The organism is Parachlamydiales bacterium (assembly GCA_041671045.1).
Taxonomy (GTDB): Bacteria; Chlamydiota; Chlamydiia; order Chlamydiales; family JABDDJ01; genus JABDDJ01.
Genome location: JBAZCF010000003.1, coordinates 90,048 through 111,993 on the forward strand (window position 1 = coordinate 90,048; position 21,946 = coordinate 111,993).

General features: G+C 42.1%; 20 protein-coding genes. 17 read left to right on the top strand and 3 right to left on the bottom strand.

The features are described from left to right. Positions 1 to 143 precede the first annotated feature (143 nt). Positions 144 to 1,226, top strand: a complete 1,083-nt coding sequence (locus WC222_04955) for a hypothetical protein (GenBank protein ID MFA6915725.1) — start codon at positions 144 to 146, stop codon at positions 1,224 to 1,226. A 9-nt stretch (positions 1,227 to 1,235) separates the two neighbouring features. Here WC222_04955 and WC222_04960 read toward each other — a convergent pair whose 3' ends face one another. Beyond that, positions 1,236 to 2,774 (bottom strand): protein kinase, encoded by a 1,539-nt coding sequence (locus tag WC222_04960; protein MFA6915726.1) that lies wholly within the window; start codon positions 2,772 to 2,774, stop codon positions 1,236 to 1,238. Positions 2,775 to 2,906: 132 nt separating this feature from the next. Next, a complete protein-coding gene (locus tag WC222_04965; GenBank protein MFA6915727.1) occupies positions 2,907 to 3,791 on the bottom strand; it encodes a methionyl aminopeptidase in 885 nt (294 codons plus the stop codon). A 225-nt stretch (positions 3,792 to 4,016) separates the two neighbouring features. On the opposite strand from WC222_04965, the gene WC222_04970 reads away from it, so the two are divergent. The 16 genes from WC222_04970 (at position 4,017) to WC222_05045 (ending at position 20,460) form a co-directional block, all read left to right on the top strand. Further along, entirely contained in the window at positions 4,017 to 5,624 is a 1,608-nt protein-coding gene (locus WC222_04970) for a glucose-6-phosphate isomerase (protein ID MFA6915728.1), read from the top strand. Positions 5,625 to 5,631: 7 nt separating this feature from the next. Further along, positions 5,632 to 6,720: a UDP-N-acetylglucosamine--N-acetylmuramyl-(pentapeptide) pyrophosphoryl-undecaprenol N-acetylglucosamine transferase gene (locus WC222_04975; protein ID MFA6915729.1), complete on the top strand. Its 1,089-nt coding sequence runs from the start codon at positions 5,632 to 5,634 to the stop codon at positions 6,718 to 6,720. A 47-nt stretch (positions 6,721 to 6,767) separates the two neighbouring features. Next, positions 6,768 to 9,197, top strand: a complete 2,430-nt coding sequence (gene murC, locus WC222_04980; GenBank protein MFA6915730.1) for a UDP-N-acetylmuramate--L-alanine ligase — start codon at positions 6,768 to 6,770, stop codon at positions 9,195 to 9,197. Next, on the top strand, positions 9,164 to 9,994 hold the full coding sequence (locus WC222_04985) for a hypothetical protein (GenBank protein MFA6915731.1): 831 nt from the start codon (positions 9,164 to 9,166) through the stop codon (positions 9,992 to 9,994). Before murC ends, WC222_04985 begins: the two co-directional genes overlap by 34 nt. 152 nt (positions 9,995 to 10,146) lie before the next feature. Next, positions 10,147 to 10,503 carry a divalent-cation tolerance protein CutA gene (gene cutA / locus WC222_04990; GenBank protein MFA6915732.1) on the top strand — a complete coding sequence of 119 codons (357 nt, stop codon included), beginning with the start codon at positions 10,147 to 10,149 and terminating at the stop codon, positions 10,501 to 10,503. A gap of 18 nt (positions 10,504 to 10,521) precedes the next feature. Then, the gene (locus WC222_04995; GenBank protein MFA6915733.1) at positions 10,522 to 10,752 is read left to right on the top strand and encodes a KH domain-containing protein; all 231 of its coding nucleotides are present in this window, start codon (positions 10,522 to 10,524) and stop codon (positions 10,750 to 10,752) included. Between the two features lie 185 nt (positions 10,753 to 10,937). Next, positions 10,938 to 11,312, top strand: a complete 375-nt coding sequence (gene ssb, locus WC222_05000; GenBank protein MFA6915734.1) for a single-stranded DNA-binding protein — start codon at positions 10,938 to 10,940, stop codon at positions 11,310 to 11,312. A gap of 142 nt (positions 11,313 to 11,454) precedes the next feature. Beyond that, positions 11,455 to 11,805 carry an STAS domain-containing protein gene (locus WC222_05005; GenBank protein ID MFA6915735.1) on the top strand — a complete coding sequence of 117 codons (351 nt, stop codon included), beginning with the start codon at positions 11,455 to 11,457 and terminating at the stop codon, positions 11,803 to 11,805. Between the two features lie 24 nt (positions 11,806 to 11,829). Next, positions 11,830 to 12,861, top strand: coding sequence for a tRNA (adenosine(37)-N6)-dimethylallyltransferase MiaA (gene miaA, locus WC222_05010; GenBank protein MFA6915736.1), 1,032 nt, complete (start codon positions 11,830 to 11,832; stop codon positions 12,859 to 12,861). A gap of 212 nt (positions 12,862 to 13,073) precedes the next feature. Beyond that, positions 13,074 to 14,777 (top strand): hypothetical protein, encoded by a 1,704-nt coding sequence (locus WC222_05015; GenBank protein ID MFA6915737.1) that lies wholly within the window; start codon positions 13,074 to 13,076, stop codon positions 14,775 to 14,777. Positions 14,778 to 14,983: 206 nt separating this feature from the next. After that, a complete protein-coding gene (locus WC222_05020; protein MFA6915738.1) occupies positions 14,984 to 15,649 on the top strand; it encodes an HAD-IB family phosphatase in 666 nt (221 codons plus the stop codon). Further along, positions 15,646 to 17,817 carry a glutamine synthetase III gene (locus WC222_05025; GenBank protein MFA6915739.1) on the top strand — a complete coding sequence of 724 codons (2,172 nt, stop codon included), beginning with the start codon at positions 15,646 to 15,648 and terminating at the stop codon, positions 17,815 to 17,817. Before WC222_05020 ends, WC222_05025 begins: the two co-directional genes overlap by 4 nt. Next, positions 17,814 to 18,419: a nicotinate (nicotinamide) nucleotide adenylyltransferase gene (gene nadD / locus WC222_05030; GenBank protein MFA6915740.1), complete on the top strand. Its 606-nt coding sequence runs from the start codon at positions 17,814 to 17,816 to the stop codon at positions 18,417 to 18,419. Before WC222_05025 ends, nadD begins: the two co-directional genes overlap by 4 nt. Positions 18,420 to 18,421: 2 nt before the next feature. Next, on the top strand, positions 18,422 to 18,790 hold the full coding sequence (rsfS, locus tag WC222_05035) for a ribosome silencing factor (protein ID MFA6915741.1): 369 nt from the start codon (positions 18,422 to 18,424) through the stop codon (positions 18,788 to 18,790). A gap of 25 nt (positions 18,791 to 18,815) precedes the next feature. Then, positions 18,816 to 20,060, top strand: a complete 1,245-nt coding sequence (gene fabF, locus WC222_05040; GenBank protein MFA6915742.1) for a beta-ketoacyl-ACP synthase II — start codon at positions 18,816 to 18,818, stop codon at positions 20,058 to 20,060. After that, the gene (locus WC222_05045; GenBank protein MFA6915743.1) at positions 20,050 to 20,460 is read left to right on the top strand and encodes an NUDIX domain-containing protein; all 411 of its coding nucleotides are present in this window, start codon (positions 20,050 to 20,052) and stop codon (positions 20,458 to 20,460) included. Before fabF ends, WC222_05045 begins: the two co-directional genes overlap by 11 nt. 122 nt (positions 20,461 to 20,582) lie before the next feature. Here WC222_05045 and tdh read toward each other — a convergent pair whose 3' ends face one another. Beyond that, positions 20,583 to 21,611 (bottom strand): L-threonine 3-dehydrogenase, encoded by a 1,029-nt coding sequence (gene tdh, locus WC222_05050; protein MFA6915744.1) that lies wholly within the window; start codon positions 21,609 to 21,611, stop codon positions 20,583 to 20,585. Positions 21,612 to 21,946 lie beyond the last annotated feature (335 nt).

Sequence of the window (21,946 nt, forward strand, 5' to 3'; positions counted from 1 at the left end):
GCCTAGAAGGTTAAAAAAGAGGGTAATCTACATGAATTCTAATAAAAGTTCATTAAGATAATAAAATTAAATTATTTATTATAGGTGTTGGCGAAAAAGACCCTTTTCATGCTAATCTCTCCTATTTAATAAAGAGTATAATTATGTCATTAGTGAAAGACCTGCGAGTACTCATCGCACCAGCATTTATTACCTTACCTCTTGTAGCAACTCCTGCAGCCTTACTTATCCCTGTTGAAATCGCTGTTATTACTGCCTGGACGGGTTTGCTTTTTTGCCGTCTTTTTAGGAATTCGGGATTGATCTTCAGCGTTATCGCATTGGCAATCCTCGCCTATATCTATGGAGGAGAGCTGACAAAGTATGAGGGCTATTGGTTTTATCTTTGTTTAGCTTCTCTCTGCGCAAGTTTGTTTGTCTATACTACTACAGTAGAGCCCCCTCAAAACAAAATCCCTGCCGCCACCCCTAAAGATGTGGAACCGGAACCTGAAGTGAAAGTCGACCCTGAGGTCATTGAATTACGTAAGCAGCTCCAGCAGCTTGTGCAATGGCAGTATAGAGCTGTAGAAGCAGAGCAAGCCCTAGAGCAGGAAAAAGCGCTCTATAGTCAGAATGTGGACAATGCATCGCAGGCAAGTGCAAAAGTGATCGAGCTTGAACAAACTCTTAGAATAGCACAATCACAGATAGCAAGCTATCAAGAGGCTGGAGAGCGCATTGATGAAAATAAAGTATTATTTGAAAAGTTGAAAGAAGAGCATGCCCAGGTGCTAGAGAATTTTGTAAAGGTGCAAGCAGAGCACGCTGACCTAACCACTTGTTTCCGCCACCTTAATGAAGAACTTCGCTTAGCAGAGGAAAAATGCAAGCAGATTCAGGTTAAAGAAGAAGTAGAAAACACTTTAGAAACACCTCAGGATCTTTTATCAGCTTGGCAGGAAGCAGACCGTGAATATCGGCGCTATCGCGGATTGCACCAGCAGCTGAGGGAACAGTTTGAAACACAATCTCAAGCCCTGGAAGAAGCTAGAAAGGACCGTTTTATCGCTCTTGAGGAACTGAATAGCGAGAGAATAAAACTGAAAGAGAGCCAATGGGAAGACGCTCAATCCCATCTGGAACACACATCTAAGCTAGTGGCAGAACTGAGTGCTAAAGAAGAAGAGCTTTTGGCCTTAGAAGAGTTAATAACCAAGACAAAAGTTCCTCGAGGAAGAGTTTAGATCGGGTTATTAAAATCTGGGAATTTTAGGTCTAAGCGCTTTAAACATAGGACCATCGTCATCGTCGACACGCACATGCATTTGCATTTCTAAGGAGAGGGATGGCTCTGTAGGAGGAGGTAGCGATTCTAAGAATTTTCTTGCTTCAGCAGCGCTTTGAAATCTTTGCATTTTATCAGGATGCGTCATTTTCCAGTTAAACCAGGCATAAGAATTCTTATCTCTAGGTTCTTCGAAGTATGTTTCTTTATCCTCCATATATTTATGGAGAAGGCCTTCCACGAGTTGTCCTTTGCGCCACCAAGGGTCATATTGAGGGCTTAACGATTTACCTAGGCCATAGAAGTCGGAACGGTGATCAGCGCCTTCGCCCATCAGGACTTCGGGGGCTATATAATGAGGTGTTCCTACGACTTTCAAATTTTTCTTGTTGTCTAATGCCAAGTCAAAATCAGCAAGTTTAGCAACAAAGCGTTTTTCTTTCTTTGAGTAGACAATTTGAATGTTTTCAGTTTTGAGATCTCTGTGGACTATACCCATTTTTTCGAAATATTCTAAGGAATGTAAGATATCTTGAGTGAAAATCTTAGAAGTCTTTGCATCTAAGGGAGTTCCATCTGGCAATCTACCTGAGGTCATTACATCAAATAAGCTGCTTTCCTTCAAAAGTCTTTGAGTAAATTTTACTTTGGTTCGGGTTTTTCCTGAGCTGCTGTCTTCCCTAATATCAATGGCCTTAGAGAGCATGAATTTCTTTTTGTCTTTTGGTTCAGCTTCAAGAAGAGTTGTTTGGACATTTATCTCGGTTTGGACTTTCTCTTTTTGATTTTGCTTATCTGCCTCATCGGACATTTTAGTATATAGACCGGCTGTCAGGGTAGATTTCTGGTAATTAAACGATTCATGAACGTTTTTTAAACCTCCACTACCTATGTGTCTGAGTTTGATATCGATTTGGCCAAGGCTATCTATTTTTCTACGTGTTTTTGGAAAAATTTCAATCGTGACTTTAAGGGTGCCTTGTATTTTGTCAGGCACTTCAATGGTTTTCTTGAGCCAGTGATTCTTCTCATTCGCTTCCTTAATCCATTCATCTTTATTCATTTCAATATCTTTTACGAGGAATAGAACTTGGCTAGCATTTAACTGTTGCTGAGAGTGGGTTTTAGTTTTCTTGACTTCGACGATGACTTTCATTGAGGTAAGGCGTAAATACTTATCCATACCTTGTTGCTTCATCATATCCACTAATTCAGTTTCTGAATGAGATGTTTTTTTGCTTTCTCCGGTTAATTTTAGGGATTTGACTTTAACAAATACCGTATGGGATTTATTGGCGTCATCAATGACAGTGACTTTGCTATATTTATGTTTCTCATTCGAAAGATTATATTCATATTTATTGATGCATTCTGCAGCAGCGAGGATAGAGTTCTGATGATCTTTAATTAATAATTGTTTTGAACTATTTGATTTACTAGCAGTAGTAGCATTTTGTACGCTTCCATATAAAACAATCGGACTGACTGAGATGGAAGCGACAGACATAATTCCTCTGAGGGGATAATACTCAAAACATAGTATGCAAGATTTATGCCAGAGAGGTTTAGTACAGCGGAGAATAGACGGTGTTCGATGGCTGGATAAGGAAGCGATGCTTCCTTATCCTTTTATCATTAATTAATTTCTTTTCCAAGGCGTTAGAATTTCAAAGCCGTTTTCGGTAATGAGCAATGTATGCTCCCATTGGCCGCTTGGCTTGCCATCTACGGTGCGTGCAGTCCATTGGTCTTTGGGGTCTACAACACCTTCACGTAGTCCTGCATTAATCATAGGTTCAATGGTAAAGGTCATACCGGCTGCAAGTTCTATTTGGCTGTTGTTACGGCTGTGGGGAATCTGAGGGCCTTCGTGAAACTCGACACCCACTCCGTGTCCTACAAATTGGTTCACAACAGAGCAACTGTGTTGTTTGGCATAATCCTCGATGACCTGGCCGATCTGGAATACTCTAACTCCAGGCTTTAAGATAGCAATAGAACGCATTAAACATTCGTAAGAGACGTCGACAACACGTTTTTTATCTTCGCTGACCGCTCCGATCATAACCATCCGGCTGCAGTCGCCGTAATATCCTTTTAAAATTACAGTGACGTCGATGTTTATTATGTCGCCCTCTCTTAGAGGGGTATCGTCGGGAATACCATGACAAATGACTTCATTGATAGAAGTGCAGATGCTTTTCGGGAAGGGGGGATGTCCGTATTTTAAAGGGGCGGGAATAGCTCCGGCATCTAGATGCAGTTGATGAGCAAATTGATTGAGTTCATCGGTGGTTACTCCAACTTTGGCTATTGCACATGTTTTATCTAAGATCTCAGCCGCTAAGTGGCAGGCTTGGCGTATCCCCTCAATTTGTTCGGGAGTTTTGAGGATAATTCCGTTTTTTTTATAGTATAATTCTTTGGAATCCAAAGGTTTAACTTGATTTCTATGGATTGGGTAGTGGCAAGCTTTCCATTTTTTACCACTGCCGCACCAGCAAAGTTCATTTCGTTTTTGCATAAGGGGTCCTTGTTTCCACTAATTATACAATTTGGAATAATTAGGCGGTACCCTCAAACCCATTTTAGTATTAATTTCTCTCATAAGCTTGCTATTACACCGCGATTACAGCTTAATCATGGGTTCATTAAAATCAAATAGCCGTGCAAGTTTTGCTGTCTGAAGCCTTGATTTTTACGTGCATGTCATTCAATGTGGTGAAAGAATTTAATGAGGAGTCAAGACATGTCCCTTTTAAAGGAAGCCCCTGCAAATATATCAGAGTTTACAAGCAGCATTGCTTACAAAGAGCTTGAAAAATTAGCGAAGCATCCCTTTGATCTGACAGCTTCTAATGCATTAACCCCTGAGCGAGTACAAAAATACATTTCTCAAGCATGCGGTTACAAGCTTCTTTACGGGACTGAGAGAATTGACGATCAGATAATGCAGCAATTAATTGAACTTGCCAAAGAACGCAAAGTTTTTGAAAAAATGCAGCAGCTACAAGCCGGTGAGAAGATAAATTTTATTAAAGGCTTCGACAGCGAAAACAGAGCAGTACTCCATACAGCCTTGAGAGATCAGTTTGATAATCCGCGTCAAGATCCCGCAGCGAAAGAAGCGCGTTTAATGGCAAAACAGCAGTTGGATGCATTAAAGAAGTTCTCTGAAGATATTGAGAAAGATCCTGCGATTCAAAATCTCATTATTGTTGCTATAGGTGGATCTGAATTAGGTCCAAAAGCATGCTATAATGCACTGATGTATTTGAAAAAGCCTAACAGAAAAGTCTACTTTATCAGTAATGTGGACCCGGACGCTGTTGCAAAAACTTTAAAGTGCGTTTCATTAAAAAATACCATCGTTGCTGTCGTCTCGAAATCGGGATCAACTTTAGAGATTGCTACCAATGAGCTCCTTTTAAGGGATGCATATAGGCAGGCAGGATTAGATGCCAATCAGTATTTCTACGCTGTCACGGGACAGGGGTCTCCACTGGACAACCCTAAAAATTACCGCGGCGTTTTTCTACTGTGGGATTGGGTTGGCGGAAGATATTCCTCTACATCTACAGTAGGGGGGCTTCCAATCGTTTTTTCCGAAGGCTATGATGCATTTATCGAATTTTTACGTGGCGCCCATGCTATGGATCAGGCAGCCCTTACTCCTACTTTAAAAACAAATCTACCCCTCTTAGCCGCCCTTCTAGGAATTTGGAATCGTAATTTCCTCAAGTCTCCCACGTTAGCCATCATTCCTTATTCCGTTGCGTTGAGCTTTTTCTGCGACCATTTGCAGCAACTTGATATGGAGTCTAACGGTAAAAGAGTAGATCAAAATGGCAATTTTGTAGAATTCGACACCGGTCCGATCATCTGGGGAAGGCCCGGAACAGATGCTCAGCATTCGTTTTTCCAACTACTACACCAAGGAACTTCACGTATTCCTATAGAATTTATCGGGTTCCTTGAAGGTCAGTATAAACACGATCTAGAATTGGAAGGGACGACTTCGCAGCAAAAACTGCTCGCAAACCTTCTGGCACAGTCCATTTCTTTGGCAAAAGGGCAGAAAAGCAAAAACCCTAATAAAGATTTCCCGGGTAATTCACCTAATCATGTGTTGATAGCTAAGCAGTTGACTCCTTATCAGTTAGGCGCGCTGCTCTCCTATCATGAGAATAAAGTGGTTTTCCAAGGCTTTATCTGGGGGATTAATTCTTTCGACCAAGAAGGGGTACAGCTTGGTAAAGTCATGTCCAAACAGCTGATTGACCAGCAGAAAAAGGGGAGCGGCCCGGTAGCCGATCTTGCAGGAATAGCAATGTTAAATGAGTTTAAAGGGCTATAGATAAAGGATGCGTGAAAAAATTATTATTGCTGCCGGAGGAACAGGAGGACATCTCTATCCGGCAATGAGAATAGCGGAGTCCTTGTCCGACTACGATATTCTTTTCATGGGGGGCGGGCTAAATACTTCCAAGTACTTCGATCGTGAAAAGCATGCTTTTCTATCGATCGAAGCCTCCCCTTGGAAAGGCTTTTCTCTTAAATCGTTATGGGATCTGACCAAAGGGAATCTCACAGGTCTCTTTCAGGCTAGAAAAGCCATCAAATCGTTCAATCCGCTAGCCATATTAGGATTTGGGAGTTTCCATACTCTTCCTATCATGGCTGCTGCAAAATTGTGCAGGACTCCGCTATTTCAGTATGAAGCCAATAGTGTCCCAGGGAAGGTTGTAAAACTATTCTCTTCCTACGCTGCAGTGACTGCAGTGCAATTTCCTTATGCGCAGCGTGCAATAAAAGGTTCATCCAAGCTCATAAGTATGGGTGGAAAGTTCACAAGCATAGATAAGCTAAGCTTAAGAGGGGAAGCTTATTCCTACTTCAATCTCTCGCCACAAGCTAAAACAATTCTGATTACGGGGGGATCTCAAGGTGCAGAAGCTATCAACGCTTGTGTTGCAGAGTCTTTTTGCAGCCGTCTTATGGAAGGTTGGCAAATTATTCATTTAGTGGGCGCCGCATCTTCTATAGAGAAATACAGTGAGGCCTACGCAAAAGCTAATGTAAGCGCTTGCGTAAAACATTTTGAACCTAGGATGGATTTGGCGCTTTCTGCGGCCGATTTTTTTATGGGACGTTCAGGCGCCGGTACAGTAGCAGAATTGTTGCAGACACATACACCCGCAATATTAATACCCTACCCTTATGCTACTGAAAACCATCAAAAGCATAACGCAGACTTTTTTGTCGACACCGTAGGAGGCGGTTCGCTCATCCTCCAGAATGAGTTAACCCCGCAAAAGCTTTATACTGCTTTTCTAGAGGGGAAAAAACAGTTAGAGCCCTGGGAAAATGCTATCAAAAATTATACTGCGCATATTAAATTACCTTCCTTGGAAACAGCAGCAAGAGAATTTCTAAAGTCGCTGCAGAAGTAATGTATATAAATACAAAGATGAATAAACACCTCGTATAGAGAATACTTATGACACAGCATACACATTTTATAGGCATTGCCGGCATAGGAATGAGCGCTATCGCCCGTATTTTACTCCAGCAAGGGAAAAAAGTTAGCGGCAGCGACACTTCGAAATCTCCTCTCAAACAATCCTTACGCGCACTTGGTGCAGAGATTTTTGATGAGCATGCAGAAAACAACGTTCCCGAACAGAGTATCGTAGTCTACACAAGCGATGTGAATGACAAACACATTGAGATGCAAGCCGCAAAAAAGAAGGAATGCATAATCATGCATAGGTCCGAGATCCTTGCAGAGATTTTTCATAGTGTTGACTATCCCTTAGCAGTTACCGGAACACATGGGAAGACGACGACAAGTTCATTACTCGCATGGGTCCTAGAGCAAGCACAACGACAGCCATACTATGCCCTAGGTGGGGTCTTAACAAGTGAAGAAGTTAATAGCAAAAAAGGGGAGGGCCCCTATTTTGTGATAGAAGCCGATGAAAGCGACGGGTCCTTCCTGCGCTATCGTCCTTTTGGGGCGATAGTAACTAACATTGACCTTGACCATATGAATTATTATCAGACGGAAGATAAACTCATAGAAGCTTTTAAGCAGTTTACCGACCAGGTCCGCTCTCCCCAACACCTGGTCTGGTGTGGTGATGACACCCGCTTATTAGATCTTGACCTAAGTGGAATTTGCTATGGATTTGGTGAACAGTGCGACGCTATCCTGTCAAATTACCGTCAAAATGAATGGAGCAGCTTCTTTGATCTATCGTGGGAAGGAAAATCATTCCCTTCTATTGAAGTTGCATTGCCGGGCAAACACATGGCGCTCAATGCGGCGGGTGTCTTCATCTTATGTATTCAATTGGGCTTAGATGAAAAAGCGATCCGCCGCGGTTTATCTAGTTTTAAAGGTGTAAATCGCCGCAGTCAGAAGGTTCCCAGCGATCCGACCGTAACCGTCATCGATGATTATGCCCACCATCCTGCTGAAGTCGATTCTACTTTGCAGGGAATAAGGGAAGCTATAGGCGATGCCCGGTTAACAGCAGTATTCCAGCCGCATAGGTATAGCCGGCTCGCTTCTTTGGTTGAGGAGCTGCCACAATTGTACCGATCATTTTTAGCTGCAGACCAGATTGTTGTTACTGATATTTATGCAGCCGGTGAAAAGCCTATTCAAGGTATTGATGAGCAGCTGGTTCTCAACGCATTGAAAAAAGAGCTAGGCTCAAAAGTCAAATACATCTCCAAAGATCAACTTGTACAACAACTTAGTGAATTTGCACGGCCTATGGATGTTTTTGTGTGTCTTGGAGCAGGCGATATCACTCATATTGCTCACGCTCTTGGTAAAAAGCTCTTAGAAAATCCTCCGCAAAAATGGCGTGTGGGTGTCGCTTTTGGCGGACCTTCCTCTGAACACGATGTTTCTGTTAATTCAGCACAATTTGTATTTAAACACCTTGACCCGCAGTTGTTTGAAGCAGAGTCTTTCCACGTTTCTAAAGGCGGGGAGTGGAACGCAGCTAAGTCTATTACTGATGACGCTAGCGAAACAACAGTATTTTCAAGTAAGCCTATCGCACACGATGTCTTAGATAAACTTTTCGGGTGCGATGTGTTCTTTCCGGTAATGCATGGAACATTCGGCGAGGATGGAATTGTCCAAGGCTTTTTTGAAGCTCTTGGAAGACCTTATGTCGGCTGCAATCACAGAGCTTCAGCCGTCTGCATGGACAAGGTTATGTCAAAGAAGCTGGCCGCTTTCCACGGCCTTAAAGTCGTACCGTTCGTACACGTGACAGAGCATTCTTGGATCCAGGATAATGAGGCTATTCTAGAAGAAATTCTTGGAAACATTGACTTCCCTCTGATTGTTAAGCCTAGCCATATTGGATCTAGTATCAACGTCAACGAAGCTTTAAACCGTGATCAGTTAAAGGAATACATAGAAAAAGCATTCAAATCCGATACCGATGTTGTCGTAGAAAGCAGGCTGAAGGTGAGGGATATAGAATTTGCCGTCTTTGGGGATGCACCCACAGCCGTCTATCCTCCGGGTGAAGTTTGCACCAACGGAAAAATATACTCCTACGAAGATAAAGTGGGTCCAAATGGTCCAAAAATCACTGCCAAAGCAGTCTTGCCTGATGATATGATTAAAAAAGGATGCGAACTTGCCGCCATTGCATATAAAGCATGTCATTGCCAAGGAATGGCTCGAGTGGATTTCTTATTAGATGAAGAAGGTAACTTCTGGTTCAATGAGATCAATCCTATCCCTGGCATGACCTCTATAAGCCTTTATCCACAGATTTGCGAACAAAACGGCCTGCCTCCAAAAGAATTGATCAAGTCACTCATTGTCAATGCATTTGCACGCAGTAGAAAACAGAAAGAAAAATGGCAGTTCCAACCCAATCCACTGTTGGCATGAGCATCAGAAAGGCTTTCACGTTCATCATTTGCGTGACATTGGCCATATCAGGCACAACCGCCTGTTGGTTATTCCTAAATTATTATCTGACGCAGAAGCGTTCTCAAGACCCGGACTACCAAGTCCGGGCGCTTGTGCAGCGGGCAAATGGCAAATACAATCTACCTACTTCCGCATTAATTGAGCTTTTAGGCTTAAGTATAGATAAGCCCATAAATTTATATTACTTTGATACGGCGAAGGCGTCCAACAGCCTGGCTACATTAGGCATATTCAAAGTGGTAAATATCTCTAAATCTTTTCCAGAAACTCTAGTCGTTGAATACGAACTAAGGGAACCCATCGCCTATTTAGATGATATCAGCAATACCGCGATAGATAACAATTTCATCGCCTTTCCATTTTTCCCCTACTATACCCCCAAAAAGATGCCCATCGTCAGATTGAATAAGGATGATTTGAAATGGAATACTTCTGTCATTGAAGATGAAAATGCTGAACTAGTAAAACGGGTTTTTACTCAGATCGAGTCATTTGAAATTCCATCAGAAAAAATTAGCTGGATCGATGTCTCTTCAATGTTAAATAATAACCACCCCTTTCAAGAAATCATTTTGGGCATCGAAACCCAAAATAATAAAAAATGGTTAAGGCTTAAAGCTGCTGATCTTTCCACCCATCTTAACCGCTACGCAAAACTCTATCCTTATATCCAACAATGGGAAAAAAATAGAGAAGGGCAGCCGACTATCATTGACTTGCGTTTCTCAGACCTTCTGCTTCTCTCGCAAAAATAACCCCCAATGAATTTACAAGGATGCCGATGCATGTATTATTGATAATGCAAACTGTATGAGGTGGTTTATGGAAAATGTTAAAAGAGTGCTTTGAAAGAATTCCTCTCATTTGTTATACAAGTACATTGTTGAGAGGTCATTCTGAGGTTAAAATGACAAAGTTTGTTGAAATGAGCTGGTCTTGCGGAAGTATCGATGAAGCGCGTAAAGTTGCACGGTATCTAGTCCAAGAAAGATTAGTGGCTAACGCACAAATAGTCCCCTGGATTGAATCTATCTATATGTTGAATAATCAGCTTGAAACAGCTCAAGAATCTAAAGTCTATTTTAAAACTCGACATAGCCTCATCGATAAAGTTACTCAAGTCATTATCGAAAATAGCTCTTATCAAGTTCCTGAAATCCTATTTTCTTCTATAGAAGGGGGGAATGACGACTTCCTTCATTGGTTGGAGGCTAGCATTCAAGATTATTCCAACGTTTCTCCCACATCAAAAAACACTAATTAACACAACTTAAGTCGCACCATGAAAGAATTTATTGAATATATTGTAAGAAATCTTGTTGACCATCCCGATAAAGTCGATGTGCGTTGTTTCGACGGCGAGAAAGGGCTCATTGTTGAAATTAGAGTTGCTCAAGAAGAGGTCGGTAAAGTTGTAGGCTCGCGTGGTGTTACAATCAATGCAATAAGGACAATCGCTATGACTATTTGTGCAAGATTAGGGCGCAGAGTGCGCGTAGAATTAGTGCAATAAAATTTAAATTACTAAAGATTAGTTCTTTATACTTTTTTTAGATTGTTAGGCTTGTCAAAAAATATTTTTTTGATAAAGTGGCATTTAGGGCTGAATTAATTTTTTGCCCTAAATATAGGCGCGCTCACCCTGTAAAATTCACTCACTCTGCGCCAAAAAATTAACACTCTGATTAAGGTAGTACCATGGTCGCCCTAAATAAAGTTGTTATAGCAGGACGCTTGACACGTAAGCCAGAACTAAGAAAAACTCCTAATGGCATAGCTGTTACCGATCTATTGGTAGCTATCAATAGAGAGTTTGTTAATCAAAATGGTTCAAAACAACAAGAAGTATGCTTTGTTGATGTGGTCGTTTGGGGTAAACAAGCTGAATTCTGTACTCAATATCTTGATTGTTCCTCAGCTGTTCTCGTGGAAGGCCGTTTGCAATTAGACGTCTGGTATGCAAAAGATGGCGAAAAACGATGCAAGCTCCGCGTTGCCGCTGAAAGAGTCCAATTCCTCGATAAAAAACTCCCTGTTGAAAAAATTTCTGAGTCCATGATAGGTGCTAGTTGATGTAATAACTGAGAATACGTTAGGATGCAGATATACACTAGTGTGTAAAATCAACTATGAAATCTTTAAAAATAGCTTTCATATAGTTCTACATCAATTTGCGCTGACAAGTGTATAACTTCACCAAAGCATCGAGGATATTATGACGACCAATCAGGGCATAGCAGGGCTAAAAGAAGAAGTGAAAAATGGAGTTCTGGTACTCAAAGTATCCGGCAGGTTGGATGCCATTACCACCCCCTCCATTGAAAGAAAAATCTTTGAACATATCCACCATGGCCATAATAAAATCCTGATTGACTTTTCCGAGCTCGATTATCTGAGTAGTGCAGGCATGCGCATGCTCCTATCCATCACAAAAAAACTGAAGAATGTAGGCAAAATCATCCTATGTTCAGTTAACGATAACGTTTTGGATGTATTAAAGATGTCAGGCTTCGACCGTGTTCTCGATATTGAAAATACAGAAGAAAATGCATTGCGCAAATATTAACCTATAGATATCGCAGGATGCATTGTGAGTGGTGACTGTACTCTTGAAAAAAAAGAAATCGAAAAGTTGTTCTTTGGATTTACAATCGAAGCCCAAAAACAGTTAAGCCGAACATTTTATCAACCCAAAAAAAAAGTTGTAGTGATTGCCGGCCCCACCGGCTGTGGAAAGTCTGCATTCTCTATTCCCCTGGCACAGGAAGTCAATGGCGAAATCATCTCCGCCGACTCCATGCAAATCTACCGTGGTATGGATATTGGCACAGCCAAAGCCACTCAGGAAATGCGCGATGCTGTACCACATCACCTCATCGATATCCGTCCCATCAATGAACCTTTTAATGTCGTAGATTTCTATTTTGAAGCTAGGCACTGCTGTCAAATCATCCAAGCAAGAGAATGCGTTCCTATCATTGTAGGCGGTTCAGGATTCTACCTCCACTCATTAATGTTCGGGCCTCCTAATGGGCCGCCTTCCGTTCCGGAGCTTCGTCAGTCTTTGGAGGAAGAAATCGAAATCCAAGGAGCTGAAATATTGTTTCAAAGGCTGAAACAGCTTGATCCTCAATATGCCGCTACCATTACAAAAAATGATAAACAGAAAATTGTCCGCGCCCTGGAAATTATCTCGCTCACAGGCAAAAAAGTGAGCCAGCTTTCCTGGAAAGGGAGGAAGACGCCCCAGAATTACGACTTCCGCTGCTGGTTTCTCCACCGCCCGCGCGATTCTCTGTATAGCATCATCGATAAGCGCTGTGAAGAAATGATCGAAAATGGTCTCTTGCTAGAGGTTGAAAGGCTTGTCGACGAGGGACTGCTTGAAAATTCTTCTGCCTGCCAAGCCATTGGATACAGGCAGGCCCTGGATTACTTCCGTTCAGCTAAAACCAAACAAGATTTTGATAAATTCGTCGATGAGTTTAAAAAAGCATCCCGCCGTTATGCAAAAAGACAGTTCACCTGGTTCAGGCACGAACCGGCTTACCGTTGGCTGGATATGGATATGTTGGACCAAGAGACAGCCCTTGAAATCGTTATTAAAGACCTAAAAGAATAACTTTAACGATTTCTGATTTGGAGAAAAATTGCCGTTATTGTAGAGGAAACCTTTACGAAAAAACAATTTTAGTATATTCTCTTTCTTTAAATGCTGATTTTACCCTAATGCGTTTCAACTTCACATTAAATTATTTTCAATTTGCCTAAGAGAGTGTCAGAAAAAACCTCTAGTGGCATACGAAACAACCTAAAAGTAAGTAGTTGCTAAAAATGAATTATAATCCTAACACTAACTCCCAGGAACTCCTAGAAGCGGACCCATTAGCCGCTGATAACCCCTTTGAAAATGAGATAATCGAAGAAAATGAGATAATCGCAGAGGAAGAAAGGCTCCCCATGGAAGATGAAAGTACCCAAGATATAAAAAACGAATCCAGCAAATTGCAAGAAAAAACGACACTCCCTTCTTTTGGAGACGACTCAGTTTCTTCTGATCAGAAAATTTCCAATGCCCTGGATTTTATGGAAAAAGCCCTTTCTCAATCAGGATCACCCCACTTTAAAGAGTTTTGGGAAGCAAGAAAGGTTTGTCTAGAGTTATTTAAAGATAACATACCTCCTCCAGCGCGTGCTTATCTTTGGGGAAAATATTGTGAACTATCCCGTGAAGCTCGTAAGCTTAAAGAAATCCTTGACGAGCAGACAGCCTTCGCCGTTGAACAAATTGAAATCGCGGTAAAAGCCCTAGAAGATGAAATTATTAACGAAGACGAAGTTCTTGCAAAAGCACCTACAGTGGTTTTCGAAAACGCACCACGCTTTTTCCATGACCATATCGAAAAATATTCGCTCATCCAAAAACGTTTAGGAATTCTTAACGCACATGCGTCCCGTATCAACGTATTGCGTAAAGAACTCATTAAAACAGAAATGCGCATCCGTCTAAAAAACAAGTTCTTCCAACGTCTTTCCGCAGCAGGCGACAAGGTATTTCCTGTAAGAAAGGAACTCATCAGACAAAATAGTAACACCTTCATTGAAGACGTTAACGCCTTTATCGCAACTCATTTCCCCAATAATACACCTGATGGCGATCTTTATGAGTTGAGAGAAGAAATTAAAGCTCTTCAAAATGTTGCAAAACAACTCACTTTGAATACACACGCTTTCATGCATAGCCGTCAAACCCTTAGCCAAAGCTGGGACGCGCTGAAAGAAGTGGAAAAAGAACGCAAAAAAGTACGCACACAACAAAAAGTTGTCTACAAACAGCATCAAGATGAACTAGAAGCATTGATTAATACAGCTGCAACACAACTGGCCGCCAACGAAATCACCGTTGACGATGCACGCCAACAGCTGGAAAACATCAGCAATATAATGCGTAAAACTGAGTTAGGCCGCGATGAAGTTAAATACTTGCGTGAAGCTCTACTCAAACTACGCGAACCTATCGAATCGAAAGAAAAACAAATTCATCACGAAAGAAATCTTGAACAACAGCAAAGAACGGCTCAGCGTCAAGAGAAGATACAAGCTCTGAAAAACAAACTCCAAGAAGCTGTTTCAACAATTGACTCTTTAACTGTTGAAAATGCTTCCACAAGTTATCAAGAGCTTAATCGTGAAGCTGACCTGCTCCATTTGTCCCGCAATGAAAAATCTCAGATAGAGAAGCTTTTCCGCGAGTTCAAAGAGAAAATTTCACACAAAAAAGACCAGGCCATTTTCGCTCTTGCAGAGAACGAAGGTGGATCCGAAGATTTAGCCACTATCAAAGCTGACCTTAAGAAACTGCGCGAATACCGCCAGGTGATTAAAGAAAACCTTGATAACTTGAAAAAACAATCCGGTGGCTCAGGCTTCGATATCTCTAAAGCAATTGAAATCAACGAGCAAATCGTCGTTGAAAAAGAACGTGATGAAAAAGCTAAAACAGCAATCGCTGATTTAGAAAGAAAATTGCGCCGTTAATTTTTGAATGCAGGCTCCGGCCTGCAATTCTCATAAAGATACGTGGAGACTTGTCGACCACGTATCTTCCTAAACTCCCTACTGCACACACCCTAATTTCGAAAGAAATCTAATGCAAAGCAATAAGTTGCATGCATTCATGTACAATAAAAAACACCCTCTATACCATAATGCTCTTATAGTAAATCCACCCCAAAGGGGCGTGCATGCCTTCGCCTTTACACATCTTCGATCTAGACCATACATTTATCAATGAAAACATCAGTTACCGCTTTGGGCAATTTCTATATAAAAAAAAGATAATCACTTTATTTCAAACAGTGATAGTTCTAAGTTATTATAGTTTGTTTATCCTAGGTTTCCTCTCAATCGATAAAATGCACCGCTACATTTTCTCGCTCATCTTTAAAAATAAATCTTCTTTACAAATTACACACCTTGTTAACGACTTTCTTTCAAAAAAAATTGATTCTTATGTCAACCCTGTCGCTTTAGATCTTCTACAAAAAGCTCAAAAGGATAAGTGCCTTACAGCTCTATTTTCGAGCTCACCCGATTTTCTTGTACAACCCATAGCCTATTTCTTCAAATTTGATGAGTGTTTAGCTACTAAATACGCTGTTGACAAAGAGGGGGTCTTTTGCGATATTTCACTTATTGTTGAAGGTGAAGTAAAAGCCGCACATCATGCGGTTTTATGTGAAAAATATAAGCTTAATTCTAAAGAAAACTTCGTCTATACCGATAGCGAGAATGACCTCCCACTTATGTTTTCAGCTGGAAATTGCTATGTTTTCCACCCCAATAAAAAACTTTTAAAATATTGCATCGCTAACGACTGGACCGCGATTTATTCCAAGGAGTATCAATGAACTGCCGCGTAAATGCTCTCTCAATTATTGCTTCTCGCCCTTCTAGAGCGCATACCAGTGGGGAATATGGCAAATTCTCAAAAGAATTTGGCTCTTTAGTATTCAACCGCAGCATAATGCAGAAAATGTTTCCTAAAGAAATTTTTCAAAATATCGTCAACGCTGCAGACAGCCGCGAAAAACTACGCCCCGAATACGCTGATACCGTAGCTGTAGCTATGAAAGAGTGGGCTATGTCGCATGGCGCAACCCACTATACGCACTGGTTCCAACCACTTACCAACGCCAGCGCTGAAAAACATGACGCCTTCATTGATTGGGGAACAGGGGATAAGGTTATCGAAAAATTTAGTGGCCGCCAACTTATCCAAGGGGAGCCTGATGCTTCTTCTTTCCCCTCCGGTGGACTAAGGAGTACTTATGAAGCCAGAGGCTATACAGGCTGGGATCCTACTTCCCCTGTATTTCTTTGGGAAGGCGGCGACGGCATCACATTATGTATCCCCTCAGTCTTTTTCTCCTGGACCGGTGACGTCCTAGATAACAAGATTCCTCTTCTACGTTCTGAGCAAAATCTAAATAACGCTGTCATGCGCCTGCTTAAAAAAACCGGCATTCAAGCCGATTTCGTTAATGTGTTCTTAGGGCTGGAACAGGAATATTTTGTTATTGACCGCCTATGGCGTGATCTTAGGCCAGATATCCTTCTCACTGGCCGTACATTATTTGGGAGAGCCTCGCCCAAAGGACAGGAACTCCAAGACCACTATTTCGGGTGTGTGAAAGACCGTGTCCTCGCTTTTATGCAGGATTTCGAAATTGCAGCTCTCCGTTTAGGCATTCCCGTCAGAACACGGCATAATGAAGTCGCTCCTGCTCAGCATGAGGTCGCTCCCGTCTATGAAAGGGCTTCTTTAGCTATCGATCACAATATCCTCCTTATGGAGCTTATGCGCCACATAGCCGGAAAACACAATCTGAGCTGCTTGCTTCACGAGAAGCCATTCAAAGGTTTAAATGGCTCAGGAAAACATTGCAACTGGTCCATAGGCACCAATAACGGGATCAACCTGTTAGACCCTAATGGCATTCCGGATAACAACCTGCACTTTTTAGTCCTCCAAACAGCTATCATGCATGCCGTATATAAACATTCTAAGCTCTTACGAGCCTCTATCGGAACAGCTTCCAACGACTATCGTTTAGGTGGTCATGAGGCCCCGCCTGCAATTATGTCTATATACCTAGGCGGCGCCCTAGAGGAGTTGTTCTCAGATATTGAATCTACAGGAACACACACCTCCGCCGCTAAATCTGGCCATATCGACCTCGGCCACGTGCTTCCCACACTGAACATGGACAATACTGACCGCAACCGCACCTCACCTATTGCTTTTACAGGCAATAAGTTTGAATTCCGCGCTCTAGGGTCCTCTGCTTCTCCGTCAACTCTAGTGACTGTCCTGAATACCACCATCGCTCAAAGTCTTAACGAAATTATGGATAAAATCGATGCGCATAAAGGCAGCAATCTAACTGAAACTGTTATCCCTGTCCTTCAAGAGTACCTCAAGGCATCTAAAGGGGTCCGTTTTTCGGGTGATAACTACAGCGAGCAGTGGAGGGATGAAGCAGCTCAAAGAGGGCTCCCAAACATCTCTAAATCTATTGATTCCTTCGATGCGCTTAAATCGCCCGAAACGATAGCAGCATTTAAAGGCATTCTCACTCCAGGAGAACTTGCCAGCCGCTTTGAGGTAACTGTAGAACATTACGCACACATTCTTTCCATTGAATACCGTACTATGTTGGACATTTTCTACACGAAAATCCTTCCGGTACTTTTCCATCAACAGCATGCTGTAGCCAATACATTAGGTTCTGTTAAAGCAGCAACGGCTCCGGTTAAAGCTAATATTTCAGGGCTGCATCGCCATTTTGAACTGCTTGTGGAGCTGACTGAAGCTGCCATTCAATCTGCAGAACAACTCAACGAAGACCTTATTGCAGCTAAATCACTACCTATTGGCTCTCAAGCTAAAGTGTATGCAAATGAAGTCCAGCGTGCTGCTGAACAGTTGAGAAAAAATGTCGATGAACTTGAAGGTATCGTTGACGATACTCTTTGGCAGCTACCTAAATACCGTGAGCTGCTTTTCATCCTATGATAAGCAAGCAACGCTCTGTTGGAATTCTAGGCGGGACTTTTGATCCGATCCATATAGGACACTTAAGTCTCGCTTTAGAAATGCTGGATGCACACAAATTGGATGAGGTGTGGTTCTGTCCGGCAGCACGCAACCCTTTAAAAAAACAGGGTGCTTCAGCTTCTGATGAAGATAGGCTAGCGATGATTCGTCTTGCTATAAAGGACATTCCACAACTTAAATGTAAAAATGTTGAACTCACACGACCTGCCCCCTCTTATACCATTGACACCCTAAACATTTTTCAACACGAGATGCTTAAAAAGAAAAGGAACACTAAGTTCTATTTAATTCTTGGCGAAGATTCCGCCGAAACATTTTTTGATTGGAAACAACCCCAAGATATATTAAAATTAGTTACTGTTATTGTTGGAAGAAGAGAAATTATTTCAAAAGTAAAACATAATATTCCTCATGAATTGAACAATGGAATTACTTTAACACGATATATAGAAATTTCTGGCACGGACATAAGGAAGCGTATCCGAAAAGGACAGCATGTAGAACACTTACTACCAACTCCTGTTTGGAAATATATTAAACGCAAAAAAATATATAATTAACGATGAAAAAAAAATCACATCCTCCCATCTTAGATCTCATCGCCCAAACCATATACGATAAAAAGGGGAGTAATATCCTCATCCTGGATGTTTCTAATATCTCCTCACTGACAGATTTTTTTATCATCGCAGAAGGAAACGTCGACCGTCATGTGAAATCTATCGCTGATGAGTTGATGCATACCCTACAGCCTGAAATTGGACACCCCTCCCGCAAGGAAGGCTGTTCAGGCTCTGATTGGATCGTCTTAGACTACACTAACTTTCTCATTCACCTTTTCACACCGGAACTTAGAGAAAGATACTCTCTAGAAAAAGTATGGAATCAAGGGGTAATAGTCGACGTTCTAATTCATACCCACCTACAATAATATTTAATGTTTAATAAGAGGACATATGTCTAAAAAAAGAATCGTTGTCACCGGTATGGGACTTGTCTCCTGCTTTGGCACAAATCTCCAGAAATTCTACCAAGCACTCCTCTCAGGTACTTCCGGTGTTTCGAAAATAGCCTCTTTTCCCACCGATAACTTTACCACGCAAATTGCCGCCGAAGTAAAAGATTTTGACCCCACACAATTCCTGGATAAAAAACAAGCTCGGCGCGTGGACAAATTTATTGCTTACGCTATTGCAGCAGGAAAACTTGCACTAGAAAATGCACACCTCAATGCAGATTCTCTGAGTGACCTTAATCTTGCTAAATGCGGTATTATCATCGGTTCCGGCATGGGCGGTATGAACATGTTTGTGGAGAATGTAAACGCTCTCAACGAAAGCCCAAGACATGTCTCTCCGTTCCTCATACCTTACATCATCACGAACATGGGCGGCGGCCTCCTCGCTCAAGAAATTGGCTTTATGGGACCAAACTATTCTATCTCGACAGCTTGCGCTACTAGCAACCACTCCATCATTGCCGCCGCAAACCACATACGTAAAGGCGACGCTGAACTTATGATCTGCGGGGGCTCCGAAGCTGCTATCCTTCCTATCGGCCTTGCCGGTTTCTGTAACATTAAAGCCCTCTCCGTACGCAATGACGAACCTACACGAGCTTCCAGACCCTTTGATAAAGGGCGTGACGGCTTTGTTATGGGAGAAGGCGCAGGCGTTCTTGTCCTCGAATCTTTAGAACACGCTCAAAAACGCGGCGCGCATATTATCGCAGAATACCTCGGCGGTGCCGTTTCCTGTGACGCATACCATATGACAAACCCGCATCCGGAAGGTAAAGGTGTTGCTCAGTGTATCCATGAATCTCTGCTTGACGCTCAAATCAGTGCGGACTCTATCAACTATATCAATGCTCACGCTACCTCCACACCAGCAGGTGACGTAGCCGAGCTTAATGCCCTTAAAAAAATCTTTGCGAATCCTTCAAAGGTTGCGATCAATGGCACGAAATCCATGATCGGCCACGCCTTAGGGGCTGCCGGCGGACTAGAGGCTATCGCCACCATCATGGCTATCCAGTCCGGTGAGATTCACGGGACGCTAAACCTTGAAGACCCTGAAGATGACATTGGCTTTGTCACTTCCCCTACAGCCATGAAATGGGATGTCAAAAACGCTATCTCTAACTCATTTGGATTTGGCGGCCATAACGCCGCTATTATCTTCAGTAAATATGAAAACTGAGACATCCTTTGGTATCATCCCCCTCCAATTGCGTGAGGGGGAGTGGTTCGTTCTCCTCGTCCAGCTTCTCTCCGGCAATCACTGGTCGTTTCCCAAGGGTCATCCCAACCCCTTAGAAACTCCTCAGCAAACTGCTGAACGTGAACTTTTCGAAGAAACTAACCTCCATATCTCCGAATGGCTCAATATTCCGCCACTCTCAGAATCTTATTTACACAATTCCATCCCTAAAACCGTTACCTATTATCCTGCTATCGTTAAAGGAGATGTCATTACCCAACCTTCAGAAATCTCTAACCACATTTGGGTGCTCCTTTCCGCAGCTCATCAAATCCTTACCTACAATCCTTCCCAGCAACTAGCTATCCAACTTAATTCTATTTTAAGCAAAAGTTCATAGAGAATGTGGAGATGTTAATATTGGAAATTATTTTGCGAAGCAAAATGTTCCTAGCATAGGAGTGCGGCAATTCGCAGCTCCTATACTAGGACAAGCCTAGTATAGTAGGGGAAGCTCCCTGATTAGACAGACCAGTCAAGAATGATTTTACCGCTTTTGCCGGAGGTCATTGTCTGGAAGGCTTCGTTAAAATCTGTGTAGTGGAATCGGTGTGTGATGATAGGTTTGAGATCTAGCCCTGACTCGATTAAATTGACCATATAGTCCCAGGTAGCGAAGATTTCGCGTCCGTAAATTCCTTTTAGTATCAGCATTTTGAAGATGACTAAATCCCAGTCGATCACAGTATTTGGAGGCAGTATACCGAGAAGGGCAACTGTTCCGCCGTAACGCGTATTCTCTAACAGTTGTTTTAGGCCGTCCGGATGCCCTGACATTTCCATACTTCCGCTCACACCTTCTTCCAGACCGATCTCTTTTAGATAGTGGGATAGTTTTTGTTTTGTAACGTCGACAATGTCCGTGGCGCCCATTTGCTTAGCAATTTCAAGCCTTGAGGCGTTGACGTCGGTAACGATAATTCTGCGAGCACCTGCGTGTTTTGCAATGGCAGTGGCCATCATGCCTATCGGACCGGAACCCGCGATGAGGATGTTGTTAGCAGGTAATTCAAGTGAAAAAGCTGTATGTACTGAATTGCCAAATGGATCAAAAATGGCCGCGATGTCGTCAGGTATAGATTCTGGAAGAGGGAAGACATTTTCCTGCGGCATAGTAAAATATTCTGCAAAGCAACCGGGAGAGTGGTACCCCAGCCCTCTGACATTGCTGCAGAGGTGTCTTTTACCGTGGCGGCAGCCAGTACAGTGTCCGCAGGTAAGGTGGCCTTCACCTGTTACACGCATACCTGGTTTAAGGTGTTTTACATCTGAGCCGACTTCTGTGATGGTACCAACAAATTCGTGTCCAATGACAAGAGGAACGGGGACATTTTTTTGAGCCCAGGGGCTCCATTTATAGATATTAATATCGGTTCCGCAAATAGCAGTTTTGATGGGTTTAATGAGAACGTCATTTTTACCGAGGGTGGGTACTGGAACGTCGGAAAGCCAGAGACCTTCCTTAGCTTCTTTTTTTACTATTGCTTTCATAAGTATTACCATTAAAGAGAAGGATATTAATATTAAAAAAAAAGAGTATTGTCCTTTGATTGAGGTATTCTGTCAATAAAAAGGGTATAGTAAAAGACTTTCTTTATATTTATGGGATAGGACTTATTTTTGGTCTAACCTAATTATAGCGTCTATTTGCTCTATCCACAATGCAAAAGAGAGAGTCGATGAGGAGCCAAGAATTGTCTTGTAACCCCTAAAGACATAAATATCCTTGGATATGATTTATAACGGTTTGTGATAAATATTTTAAATAAATTAAATTGTATTAAATATACCCATTGATCTCAGCAATTAAACCGGATCAATGGAAG

Bases quoted from the DNA above. Each gene is read 5' to 3' on its own strand.
- WC222_04960 (MFA6915726.1), bottom strand. From the start codon at position 2,774: ATGTCTGTCGCTTCCATCTCAGTCAGTCCGATTGTTTTATATGGAAGC.
- WC222_04970 (MFA6915728.1), top strand. From the start codon at position 4,017: ATGTCCCTTTTAAAGGAAGCCCCTGCAAATATATCAGAGTTTACAAGC.
- WC222_04995 (MFA6915733.1), top strand. From the start codon at position 10,522: ATGAAAGAATTTATTGAATATATTGTAAGAAATCTTGTTGACCATCCC.
- nadD (MFA6915740.1), top strand. From the start codon at position 17,814: ATGATAAGCAAGCAACGCTCTGTTGGAATTCTAGGCGGGACTTTTGAT.
- murC (MFA6915730.1), top strand. From the start codon at position 6,768: ATGACACAGCATACACATTTTATAGGCATTGCCGGCATAGGAATGAGC.
- fabF (MFA6915742.1), top strand. From the start codon at position 18,816: ATGTCTAAAAAAAGAATCGTTGTCACCGGTATGGGACTTGTCTCCTGC.
- WC222_05005 (MFA6915735.1), top strand. From the start codon at position 11,455: ATGACGACCAATCAGGGCATAGCAGGGCTAAAAGAAGAAGTGAAAAAT.
- cutA (MFA6915732.1), top strand. From the start codon at position 10,147: ATGACAAAGTTTGTTGAAATGAGCTGGTCTTGCGGAAGTATCGATGAA.
- WC222_04985 (MFA6915731.1), top strand. From the start codon at position 9,164: ATGGCAGTTCCAACCCAATCCACTGTTGGCATGAGCATCAGAAAGGCT.
- rsfS (MFA6915741.1), top strand. From the start codon at position 18,422: ATGAAAAAAAAATCACATCCTCCCATCTTAGATCTCATCGCCCAAACC.
- WC222_04955 (MFA6915725.1), top strand. From the start codon at position 144: ATGTCATTAGTGAAAGACCTGCGAGTACTCATCGCACCAGCATTTATT.
- WC222_04965 (MFA6915727.1), bottom strand. From the start codon at position 3,791: ATGCAAAAACGAAATGAACTTTGCTGGTGCGGCAGTGGTAAAAAATGG.
- WC222_05025 (MFA6915739.1), top strand. From the start codon at position 15,646: ATGAACTGCCGCGTAAATGCTCTCTCAATTATTGCTTCTCGCCCTTCT.
- tdh (MFA6915744.1), bottom strand. From the start codon at position 21,611: ATGAAAGCAATAGTAAAAAAAGAAGCTAAGGAAGGTCTCTGGCTTTCC.
- WC222_04975 (MFA6915729.1), top strand. From the start codon at position 5,632: ATGCGTGAAAAAATTATTATTGCTGCCGGAGGAACAGGAGGACATCTC.
- WC222_05045 (MFA6915743.1), top strand. From the start codon at position 20,050: ATGAAAACTGAGACATCCTTTGGTATCATCCCCCTCCAATTGCGTGAG.
- WC222_05020 (MFA6915738.1), top strand. From the start codon at position 14,984: ATGCCTTCGCCTTTACACATCTTCGATCTAGACCATACATTTATCAAT.
- WC222_05015 (MFA6915737.1), top strand. From the start codon at position 13,074: ATGAATTATAATCCTAACACTAACTCCCAGGAACTCCTAGAAGCGGAC.
- ssb (MFA6915734.1), top strand. From the start codon at position 10,938: ATGGTCGCCCTAAATAAAGTTGTTATAGCAGGACGCTTGACACGTAAG.